Annotated in this window: 24 protein-coding genes and 1 tRNA gene; 11 read left to right on the top strand and 14 right to left on the bottom strand. The window is 58.5% G+C overall.

Annotated features, from left to right (window positions below; all coding sequences use genetic code 11):
- Positions 1 to 15 precede the first annotated feature (15 nt).
- From ODJ80_RS09595 to aroF, 8 genes are all read right to left on the bottom strand, one after another.
- The gene (locus tag ODJ80_RS09595; RefSeq protein WP_263041904.1) at positions 16 to 534 is read right to left on the bottom strand and encodes a DUF6125 family protein; all 519 of its coding nucleotides are present in this window, start codon (positions 532 to 534) and stop codon (positions 16 to 18) included.
- A complete protein-coding gene (locus ODJ80_RS09590) occupies positions 531 to 1040 on the bottom strand; it encodes a GNAT family N-acetyltransferase (RefSeq protein WP_263041903.1) in 510 nt (169 codons plus the stop codon). The genes ODJ80_RS09595 and ODJ80_RS09590 overlap by 4 nt, the downstream gene beginning before the upstream one ends.
- 46 nt (positions 1041 to 1086) lie before the next feature.
- The gene (locus ODJ80_RS09585; protein ID WP_263041902.1) at positions 1087 to 2226 is read right to left on the bottom strand and encodes a bifunctional chorismate mutase/prephenate dehydratase; all 1140 of its coding nucleotides are present in this window, start codon (positions 2224 to 2226) and stop codon (positions 1087 to 1089) included.
- A gap of 65 nt (positions 2227 to 2291) precedes the next feature.
- Positions 2292 to 3383, bottom strand: coding sequence for a chorismate synthase (aroC, locus tag ODJ80_RS09580; RefSeq protein ID WP_263041901.1), 1092 nt, complete (start codon positions 3381 to 3383; stop codon positions 2292 to 2294).
- Positions 3364 to 4668 (bottom strand): 3-phosphoshikimate 1-carboxyvinyltransferase, encoded by a 1305-nt coding sequence (gene aroA, locus ODJ80_RS09575; RefSeq protein WP_263041900.1) that lies wholly within the window; start codon positions 4666 to 4668, stop codon positions 3364 to 3366. Before aroA ends, aroC begins: the two co-directional genes overlap by 20 nt.
- Before the next feature lie 13 nt (positions 4669 to 4681).
- On the bottom strand, positions 4682 to 5725 hold the full coding sequence (aroB, locus tag ODJ80_RS09570) for a 3-dehydroquinate synthase (RefSeq protein WP_263041899.1): 1044 nt from the start codon (positions 5723 to 5725) through the stop codon (positions 4682 to 4684).
- A gap of 29 nt (positions 5726 to 5754) precedes the next feature.
- Positions 5755 to 6582, bottom strand: coding sequence for a prephenate dehydrogenase (locus ODJ80_RS09565; protein WP_263041898.1), 828 nt, complete (start codon positions 6580 to 6582; stop codon positions 5755 to 5757).
- Positions 6583 to 6594: 12 nt separating this feature from the next.
- On the bottom strand, positions 6595 to 7608 hold the full coding sequence (gene aroF, locus ODJ80_RS09560) for a 3-deoxy-7-phosphoheptulonate synthase (RefSeq protein WP_178864401.1): 1014 nt from the start codon (positions 7606 to 7608) through the stop codon (positions 6595 to 6597).
- Between aroF and ODJ80_RS09555 the strand changes: the two genes are divergently transcribed.
- Positions 7601 to 7852 carry a hypothetical protein gene (locus ODJ80_RS09555; RefSeq protein ID WP_263041897.1) on the top strand — a complete coding sequence of 84 codons (252 nt, stop codon included), beginning with the start codon at positions 7601 to 7603 and terminating at the stop codon, positions 7850 to 7852. The two genes, aroF and ODJ80_RS09555, sit on opposite strands and share 8 nt — an antisense overlap.
- Before the next feature lie 163 nt (positions 7853 to 8015).
- Here the strand turns inward: ODJ80_RS09555 and ODJ80_RS09550 are convergent, their stop codons facing one another.
- Positions 8016 to 8624 (bottom strand): shikimate kinase, encoded by a 609-nt coding sequence (locus tag ODJ80_RS09550; protein ID WP_263041896.1) that lies wholly within the window; start codon positions 8622 to 8624, stop codon positions 8016 to 8018.
- The gene (gene aroE, locus ODJ80_RS09545; protein ID WP_263041895.1) at positions 8621 to 9541 is read right to left on the bottom strand and encodes a shikimate dehydrogenase; all 921 of its coding nucleotides are present in this window, start codon (positions 9539 to 9541) and stop codon (positions 8621 to 8623) included. The genes ODJ80_RS09550 and aroE overlap by 4 nt, the downstream gene beginning before the upstream one ends.
- 210 nt (positions 9542 to 9751) lie before the next feature.
- Between aroE and acpP the strand changes: the two genes are divergently transcribed.
- The 6 genes from acpP (at position 9752) to ODJ80_RS09515 (ending at position 16002) form a co-directional block, all read left to right on the top strand.
- Positions 9752 to 9985, top strand: a complete 234-nt coding sequence (acpP, locus tag ODJ80_RS09540; protein ID WP_178864404.1) for an acyl carrier protein — start codon at positions 9752 to 9754, stop codon at positions 9983 to 9985.
- A 140-nt stretch (positions 9986 to 10125) separates the two neighbouring features.
- A complete protein-coding gene (gene proS, locus ODJ80_RS09535) occupies positions 10126 to 11568 on the top strand; it encodes a proline--tRNA ligase (RefSeq protein WP_263041894.1) in 1443 nt (480 codons plus the stop codon).
- Between the two features lie 178 nt (positions 11569 to 11746).
- A complete protein-coding gene (locus tag ODJ80_RS09530) occupies positions 11747 to 12865 on the top strand; it encodes a Gfo/Idh/MocA family protein (RefSeq protein ID WP_178864406.1) in 1119 nt (372 codons plus the stop codon).
- A gap of 46 nt (positions 12866 to 12911) precedes the next feature.
- The gene (locus ODJ80_RS09525) at positions 12912 to 13763 is read left to right on the top strand and encodes a sugar phosphate isomerase/epimerase family protein (RefSeq protein ID WP_263041893.1); all 852 of its coding nucleotides are present in this window, start codon (positions 12912 to 12914) and stop codon (positions 13761 to 13763) included.
- A 167-nt stretch (positions 13764 to 13930) separates the two neighbouring features.
- Positions 13931 to 14443 (top strand): RNA polymerase sigma factor, encoded by a 513-nt coding sequence (locus tag ODJ80_RS09520; protein WP_263041892.1) that lies wholly within the window; start codon positions 13931 to 13933, stop codon positions 14441 to 14443.
- Positions 14440 to 16002: a DUF4179 domain-containing protein gene (locus ODJ80_RS09515; RefSeq protein ID WP_263041891.1), complete on the top strand. Its 1563-nt coding sequence runs from the start codon at positions 14440 to 14442 to the stop codon at positions 16000 to 16002. Before ODJ80_RS09520 ends, ODJ80_RS09515 begins: the two co-directional genes overlap by 4 nt.
- A 119-nt stretch (positions 16003 to 16121) precedes the next feature.
- Here ODJ80_RS09515 and prmA read toward each other — a convergent pair whose 3' ends face one another.
- On the bottom strand, positions 16122 to 17045 hold the full coding sequence (gene prmA, locus ODJ80_RS09510; RefSeq protein ID WP_263041890.1) for a 50S ribosomal protein L11 methyltransferase: 924 nt from the start codon (positions 17043 to 17045) through the stop codon (positions 16122 to 16124).
- A 73-nt stretch (positions 17046 to 17118) separates the two neighbouring features.
- On the opposite strand from prmA, the gene ODJ80_RS09505 reads away from it, so the two are divergent.
- Positions 17119 to 18684: an oligosaccharide flippase family protein gene (locus ODJ80_RS09505; protein WP_263041889.1), complete on the top strand. Its 1566-nt coding sequence runs from the start codon at positions 17119 to 17121 to the stop codon at positions 18682 to 18684.
- On the opposite strand, the gene ODJ80_RS09500 is transcribed toward ODJ80_RS09505, so the two are convergent.
- From ODJ80_RS09500 to fba, 3 genes are all read right to left on the bottom strand, one after another.
- A complete protein-coding gene (locus ODJ80_RS09500) occupies positions 18681 to 19646 on the bottom strand; it encodes a helix-turn-helix transcriptional regulator (RefSeq protein ID WP_263041888.1) in 966 nt (321 codons plus the stop codon). The two genes, ODJ80_RS09505 and ODJ80_RS09500, sit on opposite strands and share 4 nt — an antisense overlap.
- Positions 19647 to 19666: 20 nt before the next feature.
- Positions 19667 to 21268 carry a PASTA domain-containing protein gene (locus tag ODJ80_RS09495; protein ID WP_263041887.1) on the bottom strand — a complete coding sequence of 534 codons (1602 nt, stop codon included), beginning with the start codon at positions 21266 to 21268 and terminating at the stop codon, positions 19667 to 19669.
- 192 nt (positions 21269 to 21460) lie between these two features.
- Positions 21461 to 22324: a class II fructose-1,6-bisphosphate aldolase gene (gene fba, locus ODJ80_RS09490; RefSeq protein WP_263041886.1), complete on the bottom strand. Its 864-nt coding sequence runs from the start codon at positions 22322 to 22324 to the stop codon at positions 21461 to 21463.
- A gap of 208 nt (positions 22325 to 22532) precedes the next feature.
- Between fba and ODJ80_RS09485 the strand changes: the two genes are divergently transcribed.
- The 3 genes from ODJ80_RS09485 to ODJ80_RS09475 all read left to right on the top strand — a co-directional run bounded on the left by ODJ80_RS09485 (position 22533) and on the right by ODJ80_RS09475 (position 23529).
- Positions 22533 to 22868 carry an MGMT family protein gene (locus ODJ80_RS09485; RefSeq protein WP_263041885.1) on the top strand — a complete coding sequence of 112 codons (336 nt, stop codon included), beginning with the start codon at positions 22533 to 22535 and terminating at the stop codon, positions 22866 to 22868.
- Positions 22869 to 22927: 59 nt separating this feature from the next.
- Complete coding sequence (locus ODJ80_RS09480; RefSeq protein WP_263041884.1) at positions 22928 to 23269, top strand: hypothetical protein; 342 nt, start codon at positions 22928 to 22930, stop codon at positions 23267 to 23269.
- A gap of 184 nt (positions 23270 to 23453) precedes the next feature.
- Positions 23454 to 23529: transfer RNA gene (locus ODJ80_RS09475), tRNA-Pro, on the top strand.
- The last annotated feature ends 199 nt before the right edge of the window (positions 23530 to 23728 follow it).

The raw sequence follows: 23728 nt of genomic DNA, 5'->3' as shown, positions 1-23728 counted from the left end.
CCAGTCCGCCGGAAACTACCCCTGCAATTGGAAACACCATGCGCAGGAACAGTCCCTTTCCGTGACATCGGGATAGCAGCTGACACACTGGCAGGAAATCCGGTCATCTATGGTTTGGGCAAACCCGGCGTACTCAGCAAGTCCGGCAGGCTTGCAGGGATGCAGGCCCATACCCTTTCGGGTGCGCGCTTGCTGAACAGGGCATTCCAGCACACGGTACAGCAGTCTGCCGTTTTGGAGGGAGAGCTCATAGCGGCTGAGGTTGGCATAAAACCGGTATTGCAGCGCTTGGGCCAGGCCCTCCAGGCCAGGGTGCTCCGGCAGGCCCAGAAACTTTTTGATGCGCCGGGCCTCTGTGACAGTGAAGCGCCTCCAGGCCTCCACATCGTGGTACATGGCCTCCTCCATGCCGTATTTCCGTTCCACGGACTGAAACCATACCCCATCCATAGCCAGCCAGTTTTTGGAATAAATTGCAATCAGCTCCAACAGTTGGTCCCGGGACAGGGACTCTAGTGCTTCTCCCGGCCTCATACGCGCTTCACCATGATATAGTCGTCCATGACGTAGCCGCAGCCAATATCGGCGGCAGCCTCCTCTACGGTCTCGTAGCCGTAGTGCTCATAGACCTGGGCGGCATGGGTGTTATGGCGGTTCACAGTCAGTCGGATCTTGGAGAGCCCCTCGTTTCTGGCTTCCTGCTCCACCAGGCCGAACATGGCCTTGACCACGCCTTGATGGCGGCCCTCTGGAAGCAGATACACCTTGCTCAGATACATCTCCTCCTGCCCCTGATAGCGGGGCGCAAAGCCCACAAATCCGGCGTACTCTCCATTCAGCTTAGCCAGATAATAGCGGTAGTTCTGATGGGCCATCTGGTCTTTCACCGCATGGTCCGACTGAAATTTGTCGATCATATAGTCCACCTGCCCATCGGGCAGAATGGGGTCAAAGGTCTCGTGCCAAACCCTTTGCGCGATGGAGCAAAGGGTATCAATCTGGTTTTGGTTTTCCACTCGTTCCAACACGATATCTTTCATGCAGATCTTCCTTTCATAAGGCCGGTCAAGGCCATGGCGGTAGCGGTTAAAGCTCGATGTAATTTCCCAAAAACGAGAACCGGGGCAGTTCGTCGTGAAGGGCGCAGATTAAATCCAGTGTCTGCGGCTGGTGGATATTCCCGGTGAAGTCCAGGTAGAAATCGTACTCGAAATTTTTCCCGGGCAGCGGCCGGGACTCGATCTTCGTCAAATTCAGCCCTGCCATGGAAAAACGCTCCAGAACGCTGGAAAGAGACCCCGTCACATGGGGAAGGGAAAAGCAAAGGCTGATCTTGCCTGCTTCCTCTGGCAGGACGGCCTCCTTGGCGATGATGATGAACCGGGTGGTGTTCTCCGCCTCGTTCTGAATGCCCTCTTTCAGGACCGTCAGGCCATACTCCTCCGCTGCCTCCCGGGAGCAGATAGCTGCCAGGCCGGGCGGGCAGTCCTCTGCCACATGGCGGGCAGCGGCAGCTGTATTGGACCACTCTACTGCACGCAGGCCATGGGCTTCCAGGTAATCGCTGCACTGGGACAGGGCCTGCGGATGGGACACCGCACCTGCGACAGCGCCTGTTCCCTTTCCCACAGCAAGGCAATGCTCCACTTTTACATCCACTGCCCCTACAATATAAAAACGGTAGCGGAGAATGAGATCGTACACGCCCGTGACCGAGCCGGCGGCGGAATTCTCCACCGGGAGCACTCCGAAATCCGCCCTCCCCGTCCGCACGTCTTCAAAGACCTGCTTCCAGGTAGGCTCAAATTCCGGGTCAAGCTGCCCAAAGAAGCGCAATGCCGCTTTATGGGAGAAGGCCCCTGGCACGCCTTGGCAGACTACCTTGGCCCCTTTGGTGGAAAGGGCGCGGGCAGCGGCCCTCTCCAATTCCCGGATGGGGCCCCCTCCTTGGAGCATTTGATGCTGCCTTGCCCGGCTGATGGCCATGATGGAAGCGTACAGCGCGGCGGCGGCCCCTCCTTCTTCCCCGGCCTCTGTCCGCACTTTTTCCAGGATGGCCTGCTCTCGCTGCGGGGCAAACACGGGCATGCCCGCTTCTCCCTTCAGCTGGGCCACCCGCTGGGAACAGGCCATGCGGCGCAGGAACAAAGGAAGCAACTGGCTGTCAATTTGGTCGATCTCATCCCGGAGCTCTCCTAGCCGGGCTTGGTAATCCGATGGTTCCACAGAAAATCCTCCTTGCACGATGATGGAAAAGGACGGGCGTTATATGTGGGCGGCGCCCTCTGTCCTCACAACAGGCCGCTCTCCGCCAGAAGCTCCAGAACTGCCACGCTGGCTGCAGCTTCCACCGCTACGGCGGCTCGCGGCACAATGCAGGGGTCGTGGCGCCCCTTGATAACCAGCTTGACAGTTTCGCCAGTGGTCAGATCCACAGTATCCTGTTCCTGGGCGATGGAGGCAGTGGGTTTAAAAGCGGAACGGAACACAAGGGGCATTCCGTTCGTAATGCCCCCTTGGATGCCGCCGGAATGGTTGGTGCGGGTCTTTACACGCCCGTTTTCATCGTAATAGAATGGGTCGTTGTTCTCGCTGCCGCGGCGGCGGGAGCCGGCAAAGCCGGATCCAAATTCAATCCCCTTCAGCGCAGGGATGCCGAAGCAAAGGGAGGCGATTTTGTTTTCCACCCCGTCAAACATGGGGTTTCCCGCCCCCACAGGCAGGCCTGTGACCACACACTCTACGGTGCCGCCTACGCTGTCACAATCCATGCGGGCGGCCTCGATCACCTCCCGCATTTTTTCCTTGGCGTCCTTTTGGATGACGGGGAAATACGCTTTGCTCAGGCGTTCCATAAGCTCTGCTGGAACGTTCACCGGGTCGAAAGGTGTGTCCTCCACCTCTCCGATGGAGGCCACATGAGAGGCGACCTGTATTCCCCGGCGGGACAAAATCTGGCGGGCAACGGCCCCAGCGAACACCAGCGGCGCTGTCAGCCGGCCGGAGAAGTGTCCCCCTCCCCGAACATCATGGTGGTTGCCGTATTTCACATAGGCGGTGTAGTCGGCGTGGCTGGGCCGCGGCCGCACCCGCAACCCCTCGTAATCTTTAGAGCGCTGGTTTTGATTCACAATGATGGCGCAAAGGGGCGCGCCGGTGGTAACGCCGTCCAAAAGCCCGCAGAGCACCTGGGGCTGGTCGGGTTCTTTGCGGCGGGTGGCAGTGGGGTCCTGCCCAGGGGCCCGGCGGGCCATCTGTGCCAGGACCTGCTCCCAGTCAATGGCCTCCCCCGCGGGCAGCCCGTCCATATTCACGCCGATGGCTTCTGTATGGCTGCCGCCAAAGATTGATATTCTGATATGCTCACCCCAGGTCGAGGACATGAGCGAACCCTCCTAACTTGATAAAATCCCTGAAAAAGCCGGGATAGGATTTCCGGATACTCTGGGCGTCCGTAACAGACAGCCCTTTCTCACAGCGCAGCCCCGCTGCCGCCAAAGCCATCACCACCCGGTGGTCGTTTTTCCCTTGGGCAATGCCGCCTGCCAGCTGAGGCACTCCCTGGATCAACAGGCCGTCGGCTGTTGCCCGAACCTGTCCCCCCAAACCGGTAAGCGCCTCTGCCATAGCAGCCAAACGGTCGCTCTCCTTCAGGCGAAGCCGCTGCGCATTGTAGATACGGGTCTCTCCCCGGCTCAATGCGGCGCACACACTCAACGCGGGCACCATGTCTGGAATCTGAGAGGCGTCGATAGGAAAGCCACGAAGCCCTCCATAGGGCTCCCCTGCCCGGGGGTTCCAGGCCAGCAAAGAGTCCCTCCGCCCAGAGATTTCCAGGCCAAAGTTCCGGAACAGGTCCACACAAGCCTTGTCCCCCTGGAGGGAATCCCTCCTAAGGCCTTGCAGTTCCACCTGCGCTCCCTGCGGGGAGAGAGCTGCCATGCACAGGAAAAACGCCGCCTGGGACCAATCCCCTTCCACCCGGGTATTCCGGGCGGTGTAACGCTGCCCACCCGAAACCTTCCAGCCTTGGGCTGTCTCTTGGGCCGCAACCCCAAACTCCCGCAGCACCGAAAGGGTCAGATCCACATAGCCCTTGGACTCCAGCGGGGAGGTCAGGACAATTTCACTGTCCCCTTCTAAAAGGGGAAGAGCGAACAGCAGGCCCGTGATAAACTGAGAGCTCACGTCCCCTGGCAGACGGTACACCCCGCTTTTCAGCCTGCCGGAAATTTCCAGCGGCAGCCCGCCCTGAGAGGAAAACGCCACCCCATGGGCGGGGAGCAGTTCTTTATACACTCCCAAGGGCCGGTAAGGGAGCCTGCCCCGGCCCTCAAACCGGGCGGAGACCCCCAGGGCCGCGGCAATGGGGATCAAAAACCGCAGGGTAGAGCCGGATTCCCCACAGTCGATGACAGCGTTCTGCCCGCCCAGTCCAGAGGCGTCCAGCGTGAGAAGGGAGGAGGCGTCATCATAGCGGGCCTGCACGCCCAGGGCCGTTACAGCCGCCACCGTGGCTTTGATATCCTCATTCATATCCACGTTGGAGACGGAGCACCTCCCCCGCGAGAGGGCGGCGCAGAGCACCTGGCGGTGGGCGGCGCTTTTGCTGGGAGGCACCTGGATGCTTCCCCCGCTAAAGGTGTTTCCATAGATCACTTGTGCCACAAGAATCCCTCCTTTACAGCAGCCCCAGCAGTTCTTCCCGGTCTATGGGATGGATGCGGCTTTCCCCGATCTTAGAGAGGAGGATGAGCCGTAGAGTGCTGCCATCACTTTTCTTGTCTAGCGCGGTGGCCTCCACAACCTGCCCCCAGGTAAACCGGTCCTGGGTGGGCAGGCCGTAACGCTTCAGTACTTCCCGCACCCGGTTCGCCGTGCCTGCCGGGGTGACGCCCAGCTTCTCCCCCACCTGGCAGGCCATCACCATTCCGATGCCCACCGCCTCCCCGTGGGATAGCTCTTGAAAGTTGTGGAGCTTTTCCAGGGCGTGGCCAAAGGTGTGGCCAAAATTCAAAATCATGCGGCGGCCGGTGTCTCGGGTGTCCTCCTCCACAAAGCGGATTTTACTCCGCACGCACCGGGCAAGCACATCTTCCAGGTCCTGCAGAGCCGTCCCGGCCTCCAGGGCCTTGAACAAGGGGGCGTCGTCGATACAGCCGTATTTGATGACCTCCCCCATGCCGTCCCGGAAAAAGTGTTCCGGCAGGCTCTTCAGGGCCTGGGGGTCCGCGGCCACAGCGAAGGGCTGATGAAAGGCCCCCACCAAATTCTTGCCAAAGGGCAGGTCCACGCCGGTCTTTCCGCCTACGCTGGCGTCCACCTGGGCCAACAGAGTGGTGGGCACCTGTAGGAAGGCCATGCCCCGCAGGAAAGTGGCCGCCGCGAAGCCGCCCATATCCCCGGCCACGCCGCCCCCCAGGGTGACGATGAAATCCGTGCGGGTAAAGCCCGCCTCGGAAAGGGCCCGGTACATGCCGCACACGGTGCTGATCTGCTTCTGGGGCTCCCCGGCGGGGAACACAAAGGTGCTTACCGGGAATCCTGCCCGCTCCAGAGAGGCCTTGACCCGCTCCCCGTATAGAGGAAACACGTTGGAGTCGCTGATGACCATGGCTTTGGCGCCAGGCTTGCGGCTCTCCCGGGCGATCTCCCCCACCCGGTCCAGCACGCCGTTCTCAATAGAGACGCTGTAGGGCTGCGCCGTGCGTACATCCAGCTTCATAACTACCATCCTTTCTGTGGGGATGGGCCTCAGCCCACCTCCTGTTTGATCTGCGCCGCCGCTTTCAGCAGCTTCCGCAGCCCGGCCTCGTCTCCTCCAGCGACTGCCTCCCGAAATTTTTCCAGGTTACCAAGCAGCTCGTCCAGCTCTTCCAAAAGGCATTCCCGGTTGTCCAGAAACAGGCGGCTCCACAGCGCATCGTTGATGTTGGCCACCCGGGAGACATCCCGGTAACTGCCGGCGGAAAAGCCTTGATGGCTCCTGCAGCGGGGGCTGAGCACATAGGCGCAGGCCAGCACATGGGGCACTTGGGAGGTAAAGGCAATGTTCTGGTCGTGCTCTTTGGGCGTGACCCGCACCACCCGGCCGAACCCCATCTGCCGGGCCAGGGAAGCTACCCTTTCCACCGCTTCCGGCGCGGCGCTGCCCGGCACCAGGATATAGGATGCCCCGGCGAAGATGCTGGGGTCGCTGGCGGAAAAGCCGCTCTGTTCCTTCCCTGCCATGGGGTGGCCCGCCACAAAAGTGTAGGGGGCGTTTTGGGAGAGTTCCTCCATGGCGGCGCAAATCTCCTGCTTAATGCCGCAGGTATCCGTCAGGATACAGCCGGGCTTCAACCTGCCCCCATACTGGCGGACAAATTCCAGGATGTCCTCAGGATAGATGGCTAGGTACACCAGGTCCGCCTGTTCCAGATCCGAAAGAGAGGCCTTTCCGTCGATGGCCCCGCAGGAGCAGGCGTCCAGCAGCACATCCTCATTGGTATCCATAGCCAGCACCTGATGAGGGGTGTTCTGCTTCAATGCCTTTGCGATAGAGCCGCCAATCAGGCCCAGGCCTACAATAACAATCTTCATTGGCTCCTCCCCTTACAGGCTGTGCACCAGGCTGGAAACTTGCGAGACCTTTTTGGAGAGCGCGTCGAACTGGGCAGGGGTGATGGACTGGGCGCCGTCGCACAGAGCGTGGCTGGGGTCGTTGTGGACCTCGATGATGAGGCCGTCCGCGCCGATGGCAGCTGCCGCCATGGCCAGGGGCTCGATGAGCCAGTTGATGCCGGAGGCGTGGCTGGGGTCCACAATGACCGGAAGGTGAGACAGCTTCTTCAGCACCGGCACCGCGGAGATGTCCAAAGTGTTGCGGGTGAAGGTCTCATAGGTGCGGATGCCCCGCTCGCAGAGGATGACCTGTTCGTTGCCCTCTGCCATGATGTACTCAGCGCTCATCAGCAGCTCCTCGATGGTATTGGCCAGACCCCGCTTGAGCAGGATGGGCTTGTGAAGCCTGCCCAGCTGTTTTAAAAGCTCGAAGTTCTGCATGTTCCGGGCGCCCACCTGGATGATATCCACGTCCTCGAACAGGGGCAGGTGCTCGATGCTCATGATCTCTGTGACGATGGGCAGGCCGGTCTTTTTCTTGGCCTCGGAGAGCAGCTCCAGGCCCTCGGCCTTCATGCCTTGGAAGGCGTAGGGAGAGGTGCGGGGCTTGAAGGCGCCGCCCCGGAGGAACTGGGCCCCGGACTCTTTCACTTTTTCAGCCACATAGCAAATCTGCTCCTCGCTTTCCACAGAGCAGGGCCCAGCAATCAAGGCCAGATGCCCGTCGCCGATTTTTTGCCCTCCCGGCAGAGTGATGACGGTGTTGTCCGGATGGAATTTCCGGTTGGCTTTTTTATAGGGCTCCTGTACCCGCTTGACGCTCTCCACAAAATCCTGGGCTTCGATATACTCCGCGTCGATGGCGGTGGTGTCGCCAATCAATCCCAGCACCGTGCTTTGGGTACCCACCCAGGTATTCACCTGCACATCATAGTGGCTGGTGAGTTTTTGGATGAAGTTGTCCACGACCTCTTGCTTTTGATGGGGTTTGAGTACGATGATCATTGTGTTTCCTTCCTTTCACAAAAATGAAACAAAAAAAGCGGAGCCCAACGGCCCCGCCTACCCAGCATGTTTTTTAACCTTGAAAGACCTTTCCAAACAAGAGAAGCGCCGGGCCTGGCAGAAACCCCTGCCAGCCGCTCTTCCCCTGCCGGCGCTCACGCGCCGCCTTGGACTGGGCCTTTCCCATGCTTTTGATGAGCAACGCAGCCGATATGATCCCACGCAGAAAAAGCCTGGGCCGTAAATCGCAGGCTCAAGCTAAAATAATAGCTAAATCGCTGTGTGCAATGGGAAATCATACGTTCTGTGTTCCTCCCAATTTTTGAAAACTGCAATTATCTTATCACGACGGACAGGATTTGTCAAGAATTTTGCTTCATCCCCAAAAAGCAGTAAAGCAACAGAGCTTACTGAAAGAGCTGCGCCACCCGTTTGGCCACCACTATAGCGGGAGCGCCTCCGTCGACCACGATATCCGCGGCGGCCCGGTACAGGGGAGCCCGTTTTTCATGGAGCTCCGCGATAACCCGGCGCCGGTCTGGAACCTGGAGCAGGGGCCGGCGTTTGTCGTTTTTCAGCCGTTCCTGTAGGGCGGCCACAGGCACATCCAGGAAGAGGATCTTCGCCCCATGCCTGTGGAAGGCTTCCACGTTCTGCGGCGAGAGGACTGTGCCGCCCCCGCTTGCAATGACCATTCCCTGCATGGAAGCCACTTCTTCCGCCGCTTGGGTCTCTCGGGCGCGGAAGCCAGCCTCGCCCTCTTGGGCAAAGATCTCCGAGACGGTCATGCCCGCTATTCGCTCGATATAGCTGTCCAAGTCGCAGAACTGGCGCCCCAGCAGCTTTGCGGCCCGCTTTCCCACACTGGTCTTGCCGCAGCCCATAAAGCCGCAGAGGACAATGTTCCCGGAAAGGGGCGCCTGACCCTCCTTCTGTGCGACAGCGGCAGGCGCCGCCTTTTTTATGGGGGGCCGCCGGCGCCTTCTGCGGGACCGCTTTTTCTCTGGTTCGCTCACTGCGCATCCCTCCCCTTCTCCGTTTCTTTTCCCGGGAAAACCCGGGAGAGTTCCTCTTGGGCGTCTTGGCAAAGGAGGGCGATGTCCTCCTGGCGGAAGCGGGAGCCATACCAGATCTCGTGGGCGGCCACCGCCTGATAGACCAACATCTCCATGCCGCCAATGGTTTTTGCCCCCGCCTGTCCTGCCAGCCTTAGAAGCTCCGTTTGGGCGGGGTTGTACACTGCGTCGAACACAGCGGCGCAGCGGGACAGCACAGCGCCCGATACGGGACTTTCCCCGGTGTTTGGGTACATGCCCACGCTTGTGGCGTTGAGCAGCAGGTCGAAACCAAGCGCGGAATGGCCGGGAAGGCTCTCCTCCTCCAGCTCTTCATAGGTTTTTACGCAGAGGCGGAAAGCCCTGTCGCCCCGCTCCCGCAGGAAGGCGGCCACCTCTTGTGCCAGCGCCACCGCTTTAGGCTGGGAGCTTTCCCGGCAGGCAACGGTCAAATCCAAATCTCGCTGGCGGACGGCAGCCTCGAAAGCCATGGCCCGGGCAGCGCCGCCATTGCCCAGCAGCAGCACCCGGCCGGAACAATCCACGCCGTGGTTCTCCAGGGCTTTGTAGCAGCCGGCCCCATCGGTTGTGTAGCCCTTCATGCGCCCTGCTTCCACCTTCACCGTGTTTACCGAACCGAACCGGCGCGCGTTTTCCTCCAGCTCATCCAGAAAGGGGATGATGGCGCCTTTGTGGGGGATGGTGACGTTGAAACAGTCCAAAGACCGCAGGGCGGGAAGGGAAGCGGACAGGTCCGGCACATCCAGCACCTGATACGAGACAGAGCGCCCCTCTAAGGCAAAGAGGCGCTTATGAATAAACGGCGACATGGTGTGTCCAATGGGGTGGCCGATGACCGCGGCGTGCTGAAGTTTCATAGATTCCCGTCCCTTCCCAGAAAATCATAAAAATTTGAATTCATAGTTGACAAAGCAGAATGGAGTCAATAAAATGATAGTGACAGATACATCCTGCGGCGAAACCGCCAGCCGAATGGATTGTATCACAAAATGACGGGGTTTGTCCATATCTGGATACCCGCTGCCCCTAAGCATTCTCACGAAACAATTTTTTAGGAGGAACGAGAAATGGTGTTAGAAAAAGTCAAGGCGATTCTGAGCGAGCAGTTCGATGTGGAGGAGGATTCCATCACTGCGGAGACCACGCTTGCAGACGACCTGGGCGCGGATTCCCTGGACGTTGTGGACCTGCTGATGTCCATTGAGGATGAATTTGAGGTGGAAATCCCCGACGAGGAAGTGGAAAACATCAAGACGGTTGGCGCTTTGGTGGAGTACATCGAGGGCCACTCTAAGGTGTAAAAAATTTCTCAATTTCACAAGAAAAAACGCAGAATTATGTGCCCGGGCTTAGGCCCGGGCGCTTTTTTTCTTGCAAAACCGCCCCTGTCCATATATAATGGACGGAGAAACGAAATCTGCCCGAAAGGACTTGTTTTATCATGGCACAGCAAAAGAAAAAGTTGGTGGAAGATATCACCTCTATGGAGGAGGATTTCTCCCAGTGGTACACCGATGTGGTGAAGAAGGCCGAGCTGATGGATTACTCCAGCGTGAAGGGCTGCATGGTCATCGAGCCGTATGGCTATGCCCTGTGGGAAAATATGCAGCACGATCTGGACGCCCGTTTTAAAAAAGTGGGGGTGCAGAATGTGTATATGCCCATGTTTATCCCCGAGAGCCTTCTGCAAAAGGAAAAGGACCATGTAGAGGGCTTTGCCCCCGAGTGCGCCATCGTCACCGAGGGCGGCGGCGAGAAGCTGGCAGAGCGGCTGTATGTGCGCCCTACCAGCGAGACCCTGTTTTGTGAGCACTACCAAAAGATCATCCATTCCTATCGGGATCTGCCCAAGCTGTACAACCAGTGGTGCAGCGTGGTGCGCTGGGAAAAGACCACCCGCCCCTTCCTGCGCTCTTCCGAGTTTTTGTGGCAGGAAGGCCACACCATGCACGAGACCGCCGAGGAAGCCCAGGAGTTCACCCTGACCATGCTGAAGGTTTATGAGGACTTCTACCGGGACACCCTGGCCATTCCTGCTGTGGTGGGAAAGAAGACGGAAAAGGAGAAGTTTGCCGGGGCTGAGGCCACCTATACCATTGAGCCCATGATGCACAACGGCGTTGCCCTGCAGGGCGGCACCAGCCACTACTTTGGAGACGGCTTTACCAAGGCTTTCGATATCACCTTCACGGACCGGGAAAATAAGCTGTGCCATCCCCACCAGACTTCCTGGGGTGTCTCCACCCGGATGATCGGTGCTGTCATCATGGTTCATGGGGATGACAACGGCCTGGTGCTGCCCCCCAAGATCGCCCCCATCCAAGTGGTGATTGTGCCGGTGGCCCAGCACAAGCCCGGCGTGCTGGAGAAAGCCCGGGAGCTGCAGGCCCAGCTTTCTGAGACATTCCGGGTAAAGCTGGATGACAGCGACAACTCCCCCGGCTGGAAATTTGCCCAGTATGAGATGCAGGGCGTGCCCCTGCGGCTGGAGATCGGACCCAAGGATATTGAGAACGGCCAGTGTGTGCTGGTGCGCCGGGATAACCGGGAAAAGCAGTTCGTCTCTTTGGAAAACCTGGAGGGGGCCATTGAAAGCGCGCTCTCTGCCCTGCATGACGCCATGTACCAGCGCGCGTTGGAAAATTTGAAACAAAAGACCTTTACTGCCACAACATATGAGGAATTCCTGGACACCGCGGAGAACCGCCCCGGTTTTATCAAGGCCATGTGGTGCGGCGACAGCGCCTGCGAGGAGAAAATTAAAGAGGAGACCGGCGGTGTGAAGAGCCGGTGCATCCCCTTTGAAGAGGAGCACCTGTCGGACGTGTGCGTCTGCTGCGGAAAACCTGCCAAGCATATGGTCTACTGGGGCAAACAATATTAAGGCTTTTGCGGCCTTTTGCACCGTGGAAGGGAAAATCCCCAAAATTGTTGAGAAAAAATTTCTGATGGCTTCTTTCGATCCAAGCAGGAAATCCCTTTACTTTTATCGGAAATTATTATAAAATATGAGCCGTAATAACATGCGCTTCCGGCGCATGAGATATTAGGAGGAGATCCCAATGGCAAAATTGAAGATCGGCTTTATTGGTTGCGGCGGCATCGCCAACGGCAAGCACTTCCCTGGCATGGCCCAGCAGAAGGAATATGTGGACATGGTGGCTTTCTGCGACCTGATCCCCGAGCGCGCTGAGAAGGCCGCCAAGGAGTATGGCACTCCGGACGCCAAGGTTTACACGGATTATCACGACCTGCTGGCTGATCCCACCATTGACGCTGTGCATGTGCTGACCCCCAACGTGGCTCACTGCGAGATCACTGTGGCCGCTCTGGAAGCCGGCAAGCATGTGCTGTGCGAGAAGCCCATGGCTGCCACCCCCGCCGACGCCCAGAAGATGCTGGACGCCCGGGACCGCACCGGCAAGATGCTGACCATCGGCTATCAGTACCGTCACTTCCCTGTGAACCAGGTTGCCAAGAAGGTTGTGGACGACGGCTGGCTGGGCGATATCTACTACGCTGAGGCCACCTATCTGCGCCGCCGCGGCGTTCCCACCTGGGGCGTGTTTACCGACAAGTCCAAGCAGGGCGGCGGTCCTCTGATTGACATTGGCACCCATGCGCTGGACCTGACCCTGTTTATGATGAACAACTACGATGTGGACTATGTGGTCGGCACCTCTTTTGAGAAGCTGGGCACTCTGCTGGATCCTGAGCATCAGGGCCAGATCAATTCCCGCGGTGAGCAGGACAGCTGGAACAACAAGACCTACGACGTGGAAGACTCCGCGATTGGCCACATCAAGATGAAGAACGGCGCTGTGATCAACCTGCGCGCTTCTTGGGCCATGAATATGCTGCCTGAGTCCGGCTGCAACGACAAGGCTCATGTGATGCTGGCTGGTACCAAGGGCGGCTTGGACACCCTGTCCGACCAGGTCCGCTTGAACCACATCGTGGCTGGCCAGCCCGCTGTGACCATGGTGGGCAACAAGATTGCCTCTTACATCCCCGGCTTCAGCCAGGGCCCCGCTCCCGTTTCCAAGGAGCATGAGATCTGGGTGAAAGCCCTGCGCGGCGAAGGCGAGCTGTTCGTCACTGCCGACCAGGCTTTCGTGGTCACCAAGATTCTGGACGCCATCTATCAGTCCTCCAAGACCGGCAAGCCCGTCTACTTCTAAGAGACGGCTGTTCGGGACCTTGCTAGGCTAGAAAGGTGCGCCTGAGGTGAACAATATCAATTTGCAGCTGTATTCCTTTGGCTTTGAAAACGAGCTCTCCCTGCTGGACAAGATCCAGTGCGCGGGAGAGATGGGGTATTCCGGCGTGGAGTTTGCCCGCGGCTATGAGGAGCTCCCTGTGGAGGACGTGCAGAAGGCTTTGGAGGAGGCCGGCGTAAAGGCCGTTTCCGCCCATGTCGCCTTCGAGTTCATGGAACAGGACCTCCCCTACCTTGCCAAACTGGGCGTGAAGTTCGTGGCCTGCCCCATGACCGCCTTCAACACGGCGGAAGAGGCCAAGGAAGTGGCTGAGGAGCTGAACAAATTCGGTCAGCTGGCCAAGCAGTACGGCATCACCATTGGGTACCACAACCACACGGGCGAGTTCTATGTGGATGAGGGTAAATATCTGATGGACTGGGTCATTGAAAACACGGACCCGGAGACCGTTGCCTTCGAGATCGACTGCGGCTGGGCTTCCGCCGCGGGTATCGACCCTGTGGAGTACATTCAGAAGCATGCCGGACGCATTGCCGCTATCCATATCAAGGAGAACGGCGGGATCATCGGCGCGGACAAGCCGGAGTCCCGGCACGCCCCTGCGGAGCATCCCAAGTTCGAGCTGGATGAGAACGGCAAGCCCATCTCCCCGCCGGAGGTCTTGAAGATGTTCGAGGAGCGGGACAAGCTGAATGTGGCCCAGGGCACCGGCATTGTGGACTGGAAAGCCGTAAAGGCCGCCGCAGACGCCCAGCGGGACGACGTCCTGTATGTGGTGGAGCGGGAGGCCAACTACGGCGGGAAAGACCGCATTACCTGCCTGAAGGAAGACATTGCCTGGTTGAAAGAGAATCTGTAATGCAAGAGGCCCTCCGCGGATGAAGCGGGGGGCCTTTTTGTATCCCCTCTCCCCCATGCCCGCGTGGGCGGAGAGACTTTTTCCTGAAGAGACAGTTTTTGCAATTTTGCGTAACGTTTTGCGCCGCCATCCGACTAATAGGTGAACGAGAAAGGAGGGAGACCGAAATGACGGACCTTATCAAACGGTCGAAGAAAGGAGACAAAGAGGCCTTCGCCCTGCTGATGGACATGCACCGGCAGATGCTGTACAACACGGCCTTGCTGGTGCTCCACCAGGAGGACGACGCCCTGGACGCCATTCAAGACGCCATTCTGGCCTGCTGGGAAAACCTGCCCACCCTGCGGAAGGACCAGTACTTCAAGACATGGCTGGTGAAGATCCTGCTGAACAAGTGCAGGGACATCCAGCGGAGCCAGAGCCACTACGCCTTTGTGGAGGAGCTTCCCGAGTCCGGGGACGAGCCGGACTGGGACACCCACATGGACGTGGGTCGGGCCATGGGCCGCCTGGGCGACCAGGACCAGTTGATTTTGTCCCTTTTCTACTACGACGACCTGAATATACGGCAGATTGCCGTGGCACTGTCCATTTCGGAGGGCGCGGTGCGCACCCGGCTCACACGGAGCCGGGAACGCTTTAAGAAGATCTACTTGCAGGAGAAAGGAGAATGTTTATGAAAGACGCGGCTTTTTTGGAGCAGCTGCAGCAGGAGCTCCCCCGCCGGAACCTGACTCCCAAGGCCATGCAGCGCTTTGAGGACACCTACCGCATGCTGGGGGTGCAGAAAGAGGCCCCCGCCCGCAGGCGCCGCCACAAGGGGTTGTGGGTCACCGCCACCGCCGCCTGCCTGTGCTGCGGCATGCTCTTCGGGGTGAACGCCGCTTTCCCGGCCTTTGCGGAGAGCCTGCCGGGGGTGGGACAATTTTTTGAAGCCCTCAATGGGAATTTTACCTCTGCCAGGGGGAACAAAACCACCCATGGCGCCAACCTGGACACCTATGACCCCCAGGAGGTGGACGTGTCCGCCGTGGCTCAGGATGGCTCGGCCCAACTGGAAATCTCCCAGGCATACAGCGACGGAAAGATGCTCTCCTTCACGCTGGACGTGACTCTCCCTGTGGAGCAGTCTGACAACTTTGCCTATATTTGTACCAGGGAGTATGCCACAGTGACAGTGAACGGAGAGACCCTCCCCCCTGTAACAGTCACAGGCCTTTCTTCCACAGGAGACGGCCATTTCTCTGGGATGATTTCCTGTGCTTTGAATACTCCTTTGGAAGACGGGGAGACCGCCCAAGTGGAGTTCTCCCTGCCCGATTTAAGCGGTTATCCCCGCACCAACGACTATGAAACAAAAGGGGATTTGGTGGACTTGCCCGGCACCAGTTTCCAATCCAGCTTCTCTGTGACGGCGGACACCAGCCACAATATCTCCGGCGCCATTGACGGAGAAGCTGTGGATGGGGCCCAAGTGGTATCCATTGACGCCACGCCCACCCAGACACTTATCACTATGAACCTTCCCGAGTATTATGTTCACCCCAAGCTATATACCATGGACGGCTTGGAGGTCAAATTCAACCTGGCTGAATCTGGCGAAAAAGGGGAATTTTGGCCCACATCTGACCTGCGTTCTTCCACCAGCACCCTGTATTTTGACGGCGTACCCGCCGGGAATGACCAAATCGTCCTGCGGCTGTACCCTGATGACTTGGAGGAATCTGTGCAGGCGGAATTCACCATCGACCTGACCACTCAGACCGCCACTCCCTCCACCACCTATGACGATGGGGGTCTACTGGATTTGGATGGTCCCTTCCATTACTACTCCATTTGGTGGGCCGGCGAAGATGAGCCCTTTACCACCCAGAACACGCAAATGGAGCTGGGCAGCCTGACCTTTACCCGCTCGGAAAACTGGTTCCGGATCTACGTCGCCACCCCAGACGAATACCGGGAAGTGGAAGCGTCTATTTACACGGCGGACGGCACGCTGCTGGGAACCACCATCTCCACCAAGGATGTTCCCGACGGCATGGGCAACGGCTTCTTTGACGAGGACGTATATTTCTGGAGCGCCAGAGAGAACCCCGTGCGCTCCTACGACCTGTATATTCCCTCGGAAACGTATCTGCCCGCCTGGAATGAGGCGTTCACCGTGGTGGTTACTGACACCGCCACAGGGGAAGAGCTCATCCACCAAACCGTGCAGCTGACAGAACGCTATATCCAGTGAACCTTAGCCCATACAAAAAAGAGAGAGGTCTCCCCTCTCTCTTTTCTGTTGCCCATTTTATTTCAGCTTCAGGGCCATAGCCACCCAGCCCTTCTCCTCCAGGGGAGGAAGGGGCCCGTTTATTTCAGCTTCAACGCCATAGCTACCCAGCCCTTTTCCTCCCGGCGCTCGATGACCTGGAAGGTGTCCTGGATGGCGGCCAAGACGTCCTGTTCCCGGGTGTCGATGATGCCGCTGACGATGTAGGTGCTGTCGGGGGTGAGGAAGCGGGGGGCGTCTTTGCTCAAGAGGATGACGATATCCGCCACGATGTTGGCGGCCACCACCTGGAACTTGCCGGTGACTTTCTCCGCCAGGTTGCCGCAGATGCCGGTGAAGCGTTCCGCCACGCCGTTGGTTTCGGCGTTCTCCACGGCGGTTTTCACGGCTAAGGGGTCGATATCCACCCCCACGGCGGACTTGGCCCCCAGCAGCAGGGCCGCCACCGACAGGATGCCGCTGCCGCAGCCCATGTCCAAAAAGTCGATGCCAGGGGTGACGTACTTCTCCAAGAGCTCCAAGCACAGACGGGTGGTCTCGTGGGTGCCGGTGCCAAAGGCCAGGCCGGGCTCCAGGTGGAGCACCGTGCGGCCCTGGGGGTCGTAGTCATCCTCCCACAGGGGGCGGATGAGGAGCTTCTCCCCCACGGGGATGGGGTGGAAGTACTTCTTCCAGTTGTTGATCCAGTCCTCCTCCACGCAGGAGTCCCGGTCGATCTCATAGGGGATATTTTCCGCCTGGAAGCGCTCCTCCAGGAAGGAGACAGCCTCGGCGGGGTTGGCCTCAGGGCTGATGTAGATGTGGATAATGGCGTGCTCCCGGTCCTTTTGGAGGAGCTCCTCATCGATGAGGTCGATGTGGGCGATCTCCAGGGCCTCCTCTTCTAAATGGGAATAGTCCTCCATATAGATGCCATAGGGCACCACCATGTTGGCGATGGCCCCGGCAATCTCCGCCTGGGGGGCCGGCACCTTGATCTTCAGTTCGGTCCAGTTCTCATTCATGGGTCTTCCCTCATTTCACGGTTTCTTTCCCGTATTATACCTGATTCCCCATCCCCTTGCAACCGGAGGCGCTATGACGAAGCGAAAATTTCTCATCCAGGGGGCCGCGCTCACGGCGGTCTCCCTGCTGCTGCGCGTGACGAACATGGGCTACCGCTCCTTCCTCTCTCAGGAGATGGGGGCGGCGGGGATGGGGCTGTACCAGCTGATTTTCTCCATCTTTATGCTGACGGTGACCCTGTCCACCTCGGGCATCAGCCTGGCGGTGACGCGGATGGTCACCGCGGCCATAGCCACCGGGAAGCGGCAGGTGATACGCTCCACCGTGGCCCGGTGCTTTGGGTTCTGCCTTTCCATCAGCCTGGGGATTGCCCTGGCACTGTTCTGCCTGGCCAGGCCCGCCGCCCGCCTGTTTTTAGGGGACACTGCCGCCGCGCCCTGCCTGCGGATTTTAGGGGTGGGGCTGCCCTTTATGTCCCTGTGCACCTGCATGAAGGGGTACTTTCTGGCGGTGGATGAATCCTTGTCCACGGCCTTCTCCGACGTGATGGAGCAGGCGCTGACCATTGGGGCCACGGTGCTGCTGTTTTGGCGCCTGGCTCCCCAAAGCCTGGAGGCCGCCTGCTTTGCCGCCATGCTGTCCTCCACCCTGGGGGAGGCGGTATCCTTTTTGTGCAGCTGGGCCGCCTACCGCCGCAGCCTGCGCCGGAACACCCCCAAGGAGCGGGAAAGGGCCCAAGGGGTGCTGCGGGGGCTCAGCCACATCGCCCTGCCCTGCACCTTGAGCTCCGCCGCCCGCAGCGCTTTGAACACCGGGGAGAACCTGCTCATCCCCAGGGAGCTGCAAAAATTCGGCCTGGGATACAGCGCCGCCCTCTCCCAATACGGGCTGCTCCAAGGGATGGCCATGCCCATGCTGTACTTCCCCTCTTCCCTGCTCTCCTCCTTTGCCTCTCTGCTCATTCCCAAGATTGCCAAGGAACGGGAACTGGACCACCGCCGGGCCGTGGCTCACATCACAGGAAAGGCGGTGCGGCTGGCACTGGCTTTTGGCACGTTCTTTGCCGGAGTGTTTTTCTGTTTTGGAGATGCCTGGGGCCAGGCTTTCTATCATAGCAGCGCCGCGGGAGCCTACCTGCGGGTGCTGGCCCCATTGGTTCCGCTGATCTATTTGGATGTGGTGGTAGACAGCCTGCTGAAGGGTATGGACGAACAGTTTAACTCCATGAAGTACAACTTCGCGGATTCCTTCCTGCGGGTGGCGCTGGTGCTGTGCCTGCTGCGCTTTTTCGGCATGGAGAGCTATGTGTGCATCCTGTTTTTTAGCACCATTTTCAACGCAGCCCTCAGCCTTCACCGGCTGCTAAAGGTGACCCGTGTGCGGCTCTCCCTGCTGCGGCATGTGGCCCTCCCCCTGCTGTGTGCAGCGGTCTCTGTGATGGGAGGGCAGCTTCTCCTGGAAAGTCTTTCCTTTTCTCAGGCCCTATACCAAGCCGCTGCCCAGACCTTGGTCTCCGGCGGGCTGTTTGCCATCCTATATGCCGGAACCTGCCGTGTTTTCGCCCCGCAGGAAGAGCGCCGGGAACGGGAAAGCGAAAAAAAGCCGGCTCGTAAAGGGCCGGCCCAAGAAACCAATTAAGATTTATAAACTTTCGCCAAGGCTTTGGCCCGCTCGCGAAATTGTTCGGCAGCCTTTTTGGGAGACACCAGCCGCAGTTCCGGCCCCAGGGTGAACAACAGGCTCATCAGCCAACCGTCCAAAGGGGCCTGGACAGCCGCCCGAATTTTGTTCTTTCCCATGGTTTCCAATTTAAGTTCTCCTTCAAAGGCCGCAGCCACCTGGCCCAGCAGACGGCTGGGGAACTCCAGAACCAGGCGCTCCGGCCCGGGAAGGGCCTGTTCCCCTTCCCGGGGAAGGGAAAGAAGCTCTAGCTGAGAGAGCTCCGCTACAGGAAACCAACGGCACTCCTTCGCCTGAGAATCATACGCCAGAAGATGCAGTGCACCCCCTTGCCTGCTCAGCTGCCAAGGACTGACCGCCACTGTCTTTTGCGCCTGCTTTAAAGTGCCGCGGGAGGTGACGGACCATTCTTTCGTTTGGAAAACCACCTGCACATCCCGCTCCATGGCGCGGCGCAGCAGCGCCTCTCCAGAAGGAGAGGGACTTTTTTCTGGCTGGGGAGGCTGAAGCTCTTGGGAAAGCCGCGGCATTTGGGCGTCTCCAGCGGCAGAAAGCAGGGCATCCGCCTGATGCTTTCCCCCCAGGGCAGCTACCTTCTTAACAAGCTGGGCTGCCCTTCGGCGGGAGAGAAACCCAGCGCTGCAAACCGCATCAATCAGCAAGGCGAGCTCTTCCTGGGAAAAAGGCCGCTCTGAAAGAAAATATTCAAAATTTCGGGTCTTTCGTGTTGCAATGGGCAGCCCAAACTGCCGGAGGGTCTCCAGGTCATCGTAGAGGCTTTTCCGCTCCGCCTGAATTCCACGGGCCTCCAACCCCTCCAGCATTTGCGGAAGGGTAAGGGCGTGCTGGCTGTCCGTACCCTCCCAGAGCATTTGCAGCAGATATAAGAGCTTTAATTTTCGGTCTGACACATTGGGCACAGGCGCTCTCCCCTTCTCTTTTATTCCGCTGCCGCTGGGCCAGAACTGACCACAACCGTCACTGTGGCCCCATATTCCAGAGAATCTCCGGCCTCATAGTCCTGGTAGCGCAGCACATATCCGGCCTCCACATCCTCGCTGGCCTCATCCACCCGCTGGGGAACGAAGCCGTTCTCCGTGAGGACCTGCTGGAGATTTTCATAGCTGACCCCGGCAAATTCCGGAAGGGCCCGCTGAGAACTGCCCCGGCTCACTGTAACAGTGATGGTGCCGTCCTCAGGCAGCGGTTCCCCCGCAAAGGGATTTTGGCTGCTGATGCAGCCTTCGGCCACCGTGTCGTTGAATTCCTGGGCTGTCACCTCCAGCTGAAAGCTGTATTCGCCGCTCTCTACCTTCTGCTGGACCTCCTCATAGTTGGCATTGACCAGATTGGGAACGGTCTCTGCCGCCTGGGAAGAACTGCTCTGCTGGAACAGCTGGGTTAAGTCCTGAAACGACATGCCCCGGTCTCCCAGCCAAATAGAAGCAATGATTACCAACGCCACAAGGGTAACCACCGCTGAGCCAATAAGCCATACAAAGGGGGGCATCCCACGTCCCTGGGGGATGCTGATATCCAAGGGAGGCAGGCGGCGAATCGCCTCTGTCTGGTCCACTTCTTCTACCAGCGCGGGGGCCGCGGACAGCTCTGCTTTAAACCGCTCGAAACTGGCTGTACGCTGGGCAGGCCGAACCTGCAGCGCGTTGGCGATCGCCGTTACAGCAAACGGCGGGAGGGAATGCAGCACCTCTTTGGAGATCATCAAGCGCGGGTCCTTCATCCGGCGGGGGGCTTCCTGAGGGACCTTACCCGTCAACGCAAAGAAAAGTGTAGCGGCAAATCCGTACACATCGCTGATTTCCCCACAGGGGGCCTTTGTGCTGTACTGCTCCACGGCAGCACAGCCAGGGGCCAGTTCGGCTTCGAGGGATGTTCCTTCCCGCCGGGCCGCCTGGATCGAAAAGGACGTGATCAGCAAGCTGTTGTCCTGCGTGACACGCAGAGTATCCGGTGAAATGCCTAAATGGGAAATGCCCAGAGAGTTCATCAAGCCCAAGGCGGAAAGGACGGGCTGGAACATGCGGTTGGCCGTGTTCCAGGGGAGGGTTCCCCCGTGGTCCCCGGCCCAACGGCGAAGGGAGACGGAAGGCACATCTTCATAGACGGCATAGGCTGTATAATTCTCCTCAAATAAATCCAAAACCGAATGAACCACCGTCACTTCACGCAAACGGCTGACGTTTTTTGCCAAGGCGATAAACTCGTCCAGATAGCGGTCAAAGTCTGCCTCTTGGCCGGACGCAGGGGCAACGGAGCCATCCTCGTTCCGAACAGCCAGAGAACGTGGGAAGTATTCCCGCAGCTCCACCAGCTTTTTTGTAGTTAAATCCAGAGCAGTGTAGGTAATCCCCTCACCGTTGCTCTCTTTGACCCGGCCCACTTGGTACCGGGAGGCAACCACTGTATGGAAGCTGAGGGCCTCCGGCGGCTGCGGCTGGTTATTGTCCCAGCCGCAGACAGGGCAGGTGCCGCCGCCTGCCGGAAGGCCGGCAAAACAGTTTGTACACAGCTTGCTCTCCATCTTTTCCTCCATGCTTTGCCCAACAACGGGGCTTTTTCCCGTCTTTTGCCAGCCCCAAGGGCTGGTAAGCACAAAATAACAGATATAGTATAGCACAAAGGGTGGAAAAACACAAGAAATTTAGGCAAAACAGAAAGGGACAGTACGAAAAAACGTACCGTCCCATCTCTTTTTCGCCGTTTTCAGCAGTTTTTAGGCCTTGCCGACAGAGCCAAACAGCTCCATCTTCTCCTTGACAGTAGCCTTGATGGCTTCTGTACCGGGAGCCAGCAGCTTGCGGGGGTCGAAGCCCTTGCCCTGCTGGTCCTTGCCCTCTTCGATGTACTTCCGGGTGGCGGCAGCAAAGGCCAGCTGGCACTCGGTATTCACGTTCACCTTAGAGACGCCCAGGGTAATGGCCTTCTTCACCATTTCGGCAGGAATGCCCGTGCCGCCGTGGAGCACCAGGGGCATGGTGCCGGTCTTCTCCTGGATTTTCTCCAGAACCTCAAAATTCAGGCCCTGCCAGTTCTCGGGATACACGCCGTGGATGTTGCCGATACCAGCAGCCAGCATGGTCACGCCCAGATCGGCAATGCGCTTGCACTCATCGGGATCGGCCACTTCGCCGCCGCCAACAACGCCGTCTTCCTCGCCGCCAATGGCGCCGACCTCAGCCTCGACAGAGATGCCCTTTTCCGTGGCAATCCGGATGATTTCCTTGGTCTTCTCCACATTTTCCTCAATGGGGTAATGAGAGCCGTCAAACATGACGGAGGAGAAGCCGTCCTCCATGGCCTTCAGGGCGCCCTCGTAGGAGCCGTGGTCCAGATGCAGAGCCACAGGAACCGTGATGTTCAGGGTCTCGATCATGCCCTTGACCATGCCGGTGACGGTGTTGTAGCCGCACATATACTTGCCGGCACCCTCGGACACGCCGAGAATGACAGGAGAGTTGAGCTCCTGCGCGGTGAGCAGGATTGCTTTAGTCCACTCCAAGTTGTTGATGTTGAACTGGCCCACAGCGTATTTACCGGCCTTGGCCTTCTGAAGCATTTCTTTTGCGGAAACTAACATAAAGCGTGCCTCCCAAAATGGAAAGATTTTTGATTGATTTAATTATACCGGACATGCGTAGAAAAATCAACTCCCTCTGGGGGGAAACTTGTCCTTCCTTGGACAACACGCCGCCAAGGCACATCCTTTTCAGGGAAAACGCCTGTGTCTTGACAGCGGTTTTTCGCCGTGATAGAGTAAGGAAAATAATCTGCGGGAGGCGAGTATCATGGAGGACACTTTTCCCAAGCGCGTTTATGAGCTGGTTCGCTGTATCCCTGAGGGGCGCGTTGCAACCTACGGGCAGCTTGCCCTGCTGGCGGGAAGCCCTCGGGCGTCCCGCATTGTGGGAGCGGTGATGGCCAGGGCTCCGGCAGGGCTTCCCTGCCATCGCGTGCTTTACCGGGACGGCTCCCTCTGCTGTGAGAGGGCCTTTGGCGGGAAGGCGGTGCAGCGGCAGCTTTTAGAGCGGGAGGGCGTTCCCTTCCTTCCGGACGGCCGGGTGGATTTGCGCCTTTGCCTGTGGCAGCCTGCTGCTCCAGGCTGTGAGTTTAGAGGGGAATAAACGCTTGCTTTTTTTCTTCGTTGCCGCTATACTGAAAGCAGAGGAGAGGAGGAGTTACGATGAACGACATGTCCTTGGGCCTTCGGGTATTTGGATGGGCTGTGCTTGCCTTTGGCGTACTGTGGGGGATTTTTTTGGCCTTTTCCGGCGGCGGGGCCATTGCGCTGCTTTGGTGCGCTTTTCTAGCAGGCATCGCTTGCGGCGTACTGCTGGGGCTTTCTGAAATCATCAAGCTGCTGGCCCAGCAGGTGGATTCCTCCCACCGCATGGAAGAAAAGCTAAACCAGCTTTCCCCTTCCGAAGATACAGCACCAAAGGCGCCGCAGTTCTGCCACCGCTGCGGAACCCAGCTTCCCCCTGGCGGAAAGACCTGCCCCACTTGCCATCATGTAAATGAATAAGCCCGACAGGGGAGCGCCTGGCCGCTCCCCTTCTTTTCACGATGGGGGCCCTTTACAGAAACGCCCTTTTGTGGGCACGTTCCCGTGCTGGGATGCCGTATCCCTGCCAGGTTAAAAAAATTCAAAAATTTCGAAAAAAGGGCTTGCATTTTTCAAAATCATCCTGTATAATAGACCACGTTGTCCGGGTGTGGCGCAGTTGGTAGCGCGCTTGACTGGGGGTCAAGAGGCCGTGAGTTCAAGTCTCGCCACTCGGACCAAGGGTGAGTCCTTATGGGACTCGCCCTTTTTGTTTAGCTTAAAGGTTGAAATAAAAAAGACAGCTACGCATGTAGCTGTCTCAGCCTGTCGAAAAAGGTCACCTTTTGGTGGCCTTTTTTCTCGTATTGAGAGAGAAAATGCGGTATAATGGTGTAGGGTGATAAAAATGCTGGTAAAGAACGCAGAAAATCGAGAGCA

Origin of the sequence: Acutalibacter sp. LFL-21 (assembly GCF_025630755.1) — a bacterium.
GTDB lineage: Bacteria > Bacillota > Clostridia > Oscillospirales > Acutalibacteraceae > Acutalibacter > Acutalibacter stercoravium.
This window is presented reverse-complemented; position numbering and strand designations above follow the sequence as displayed.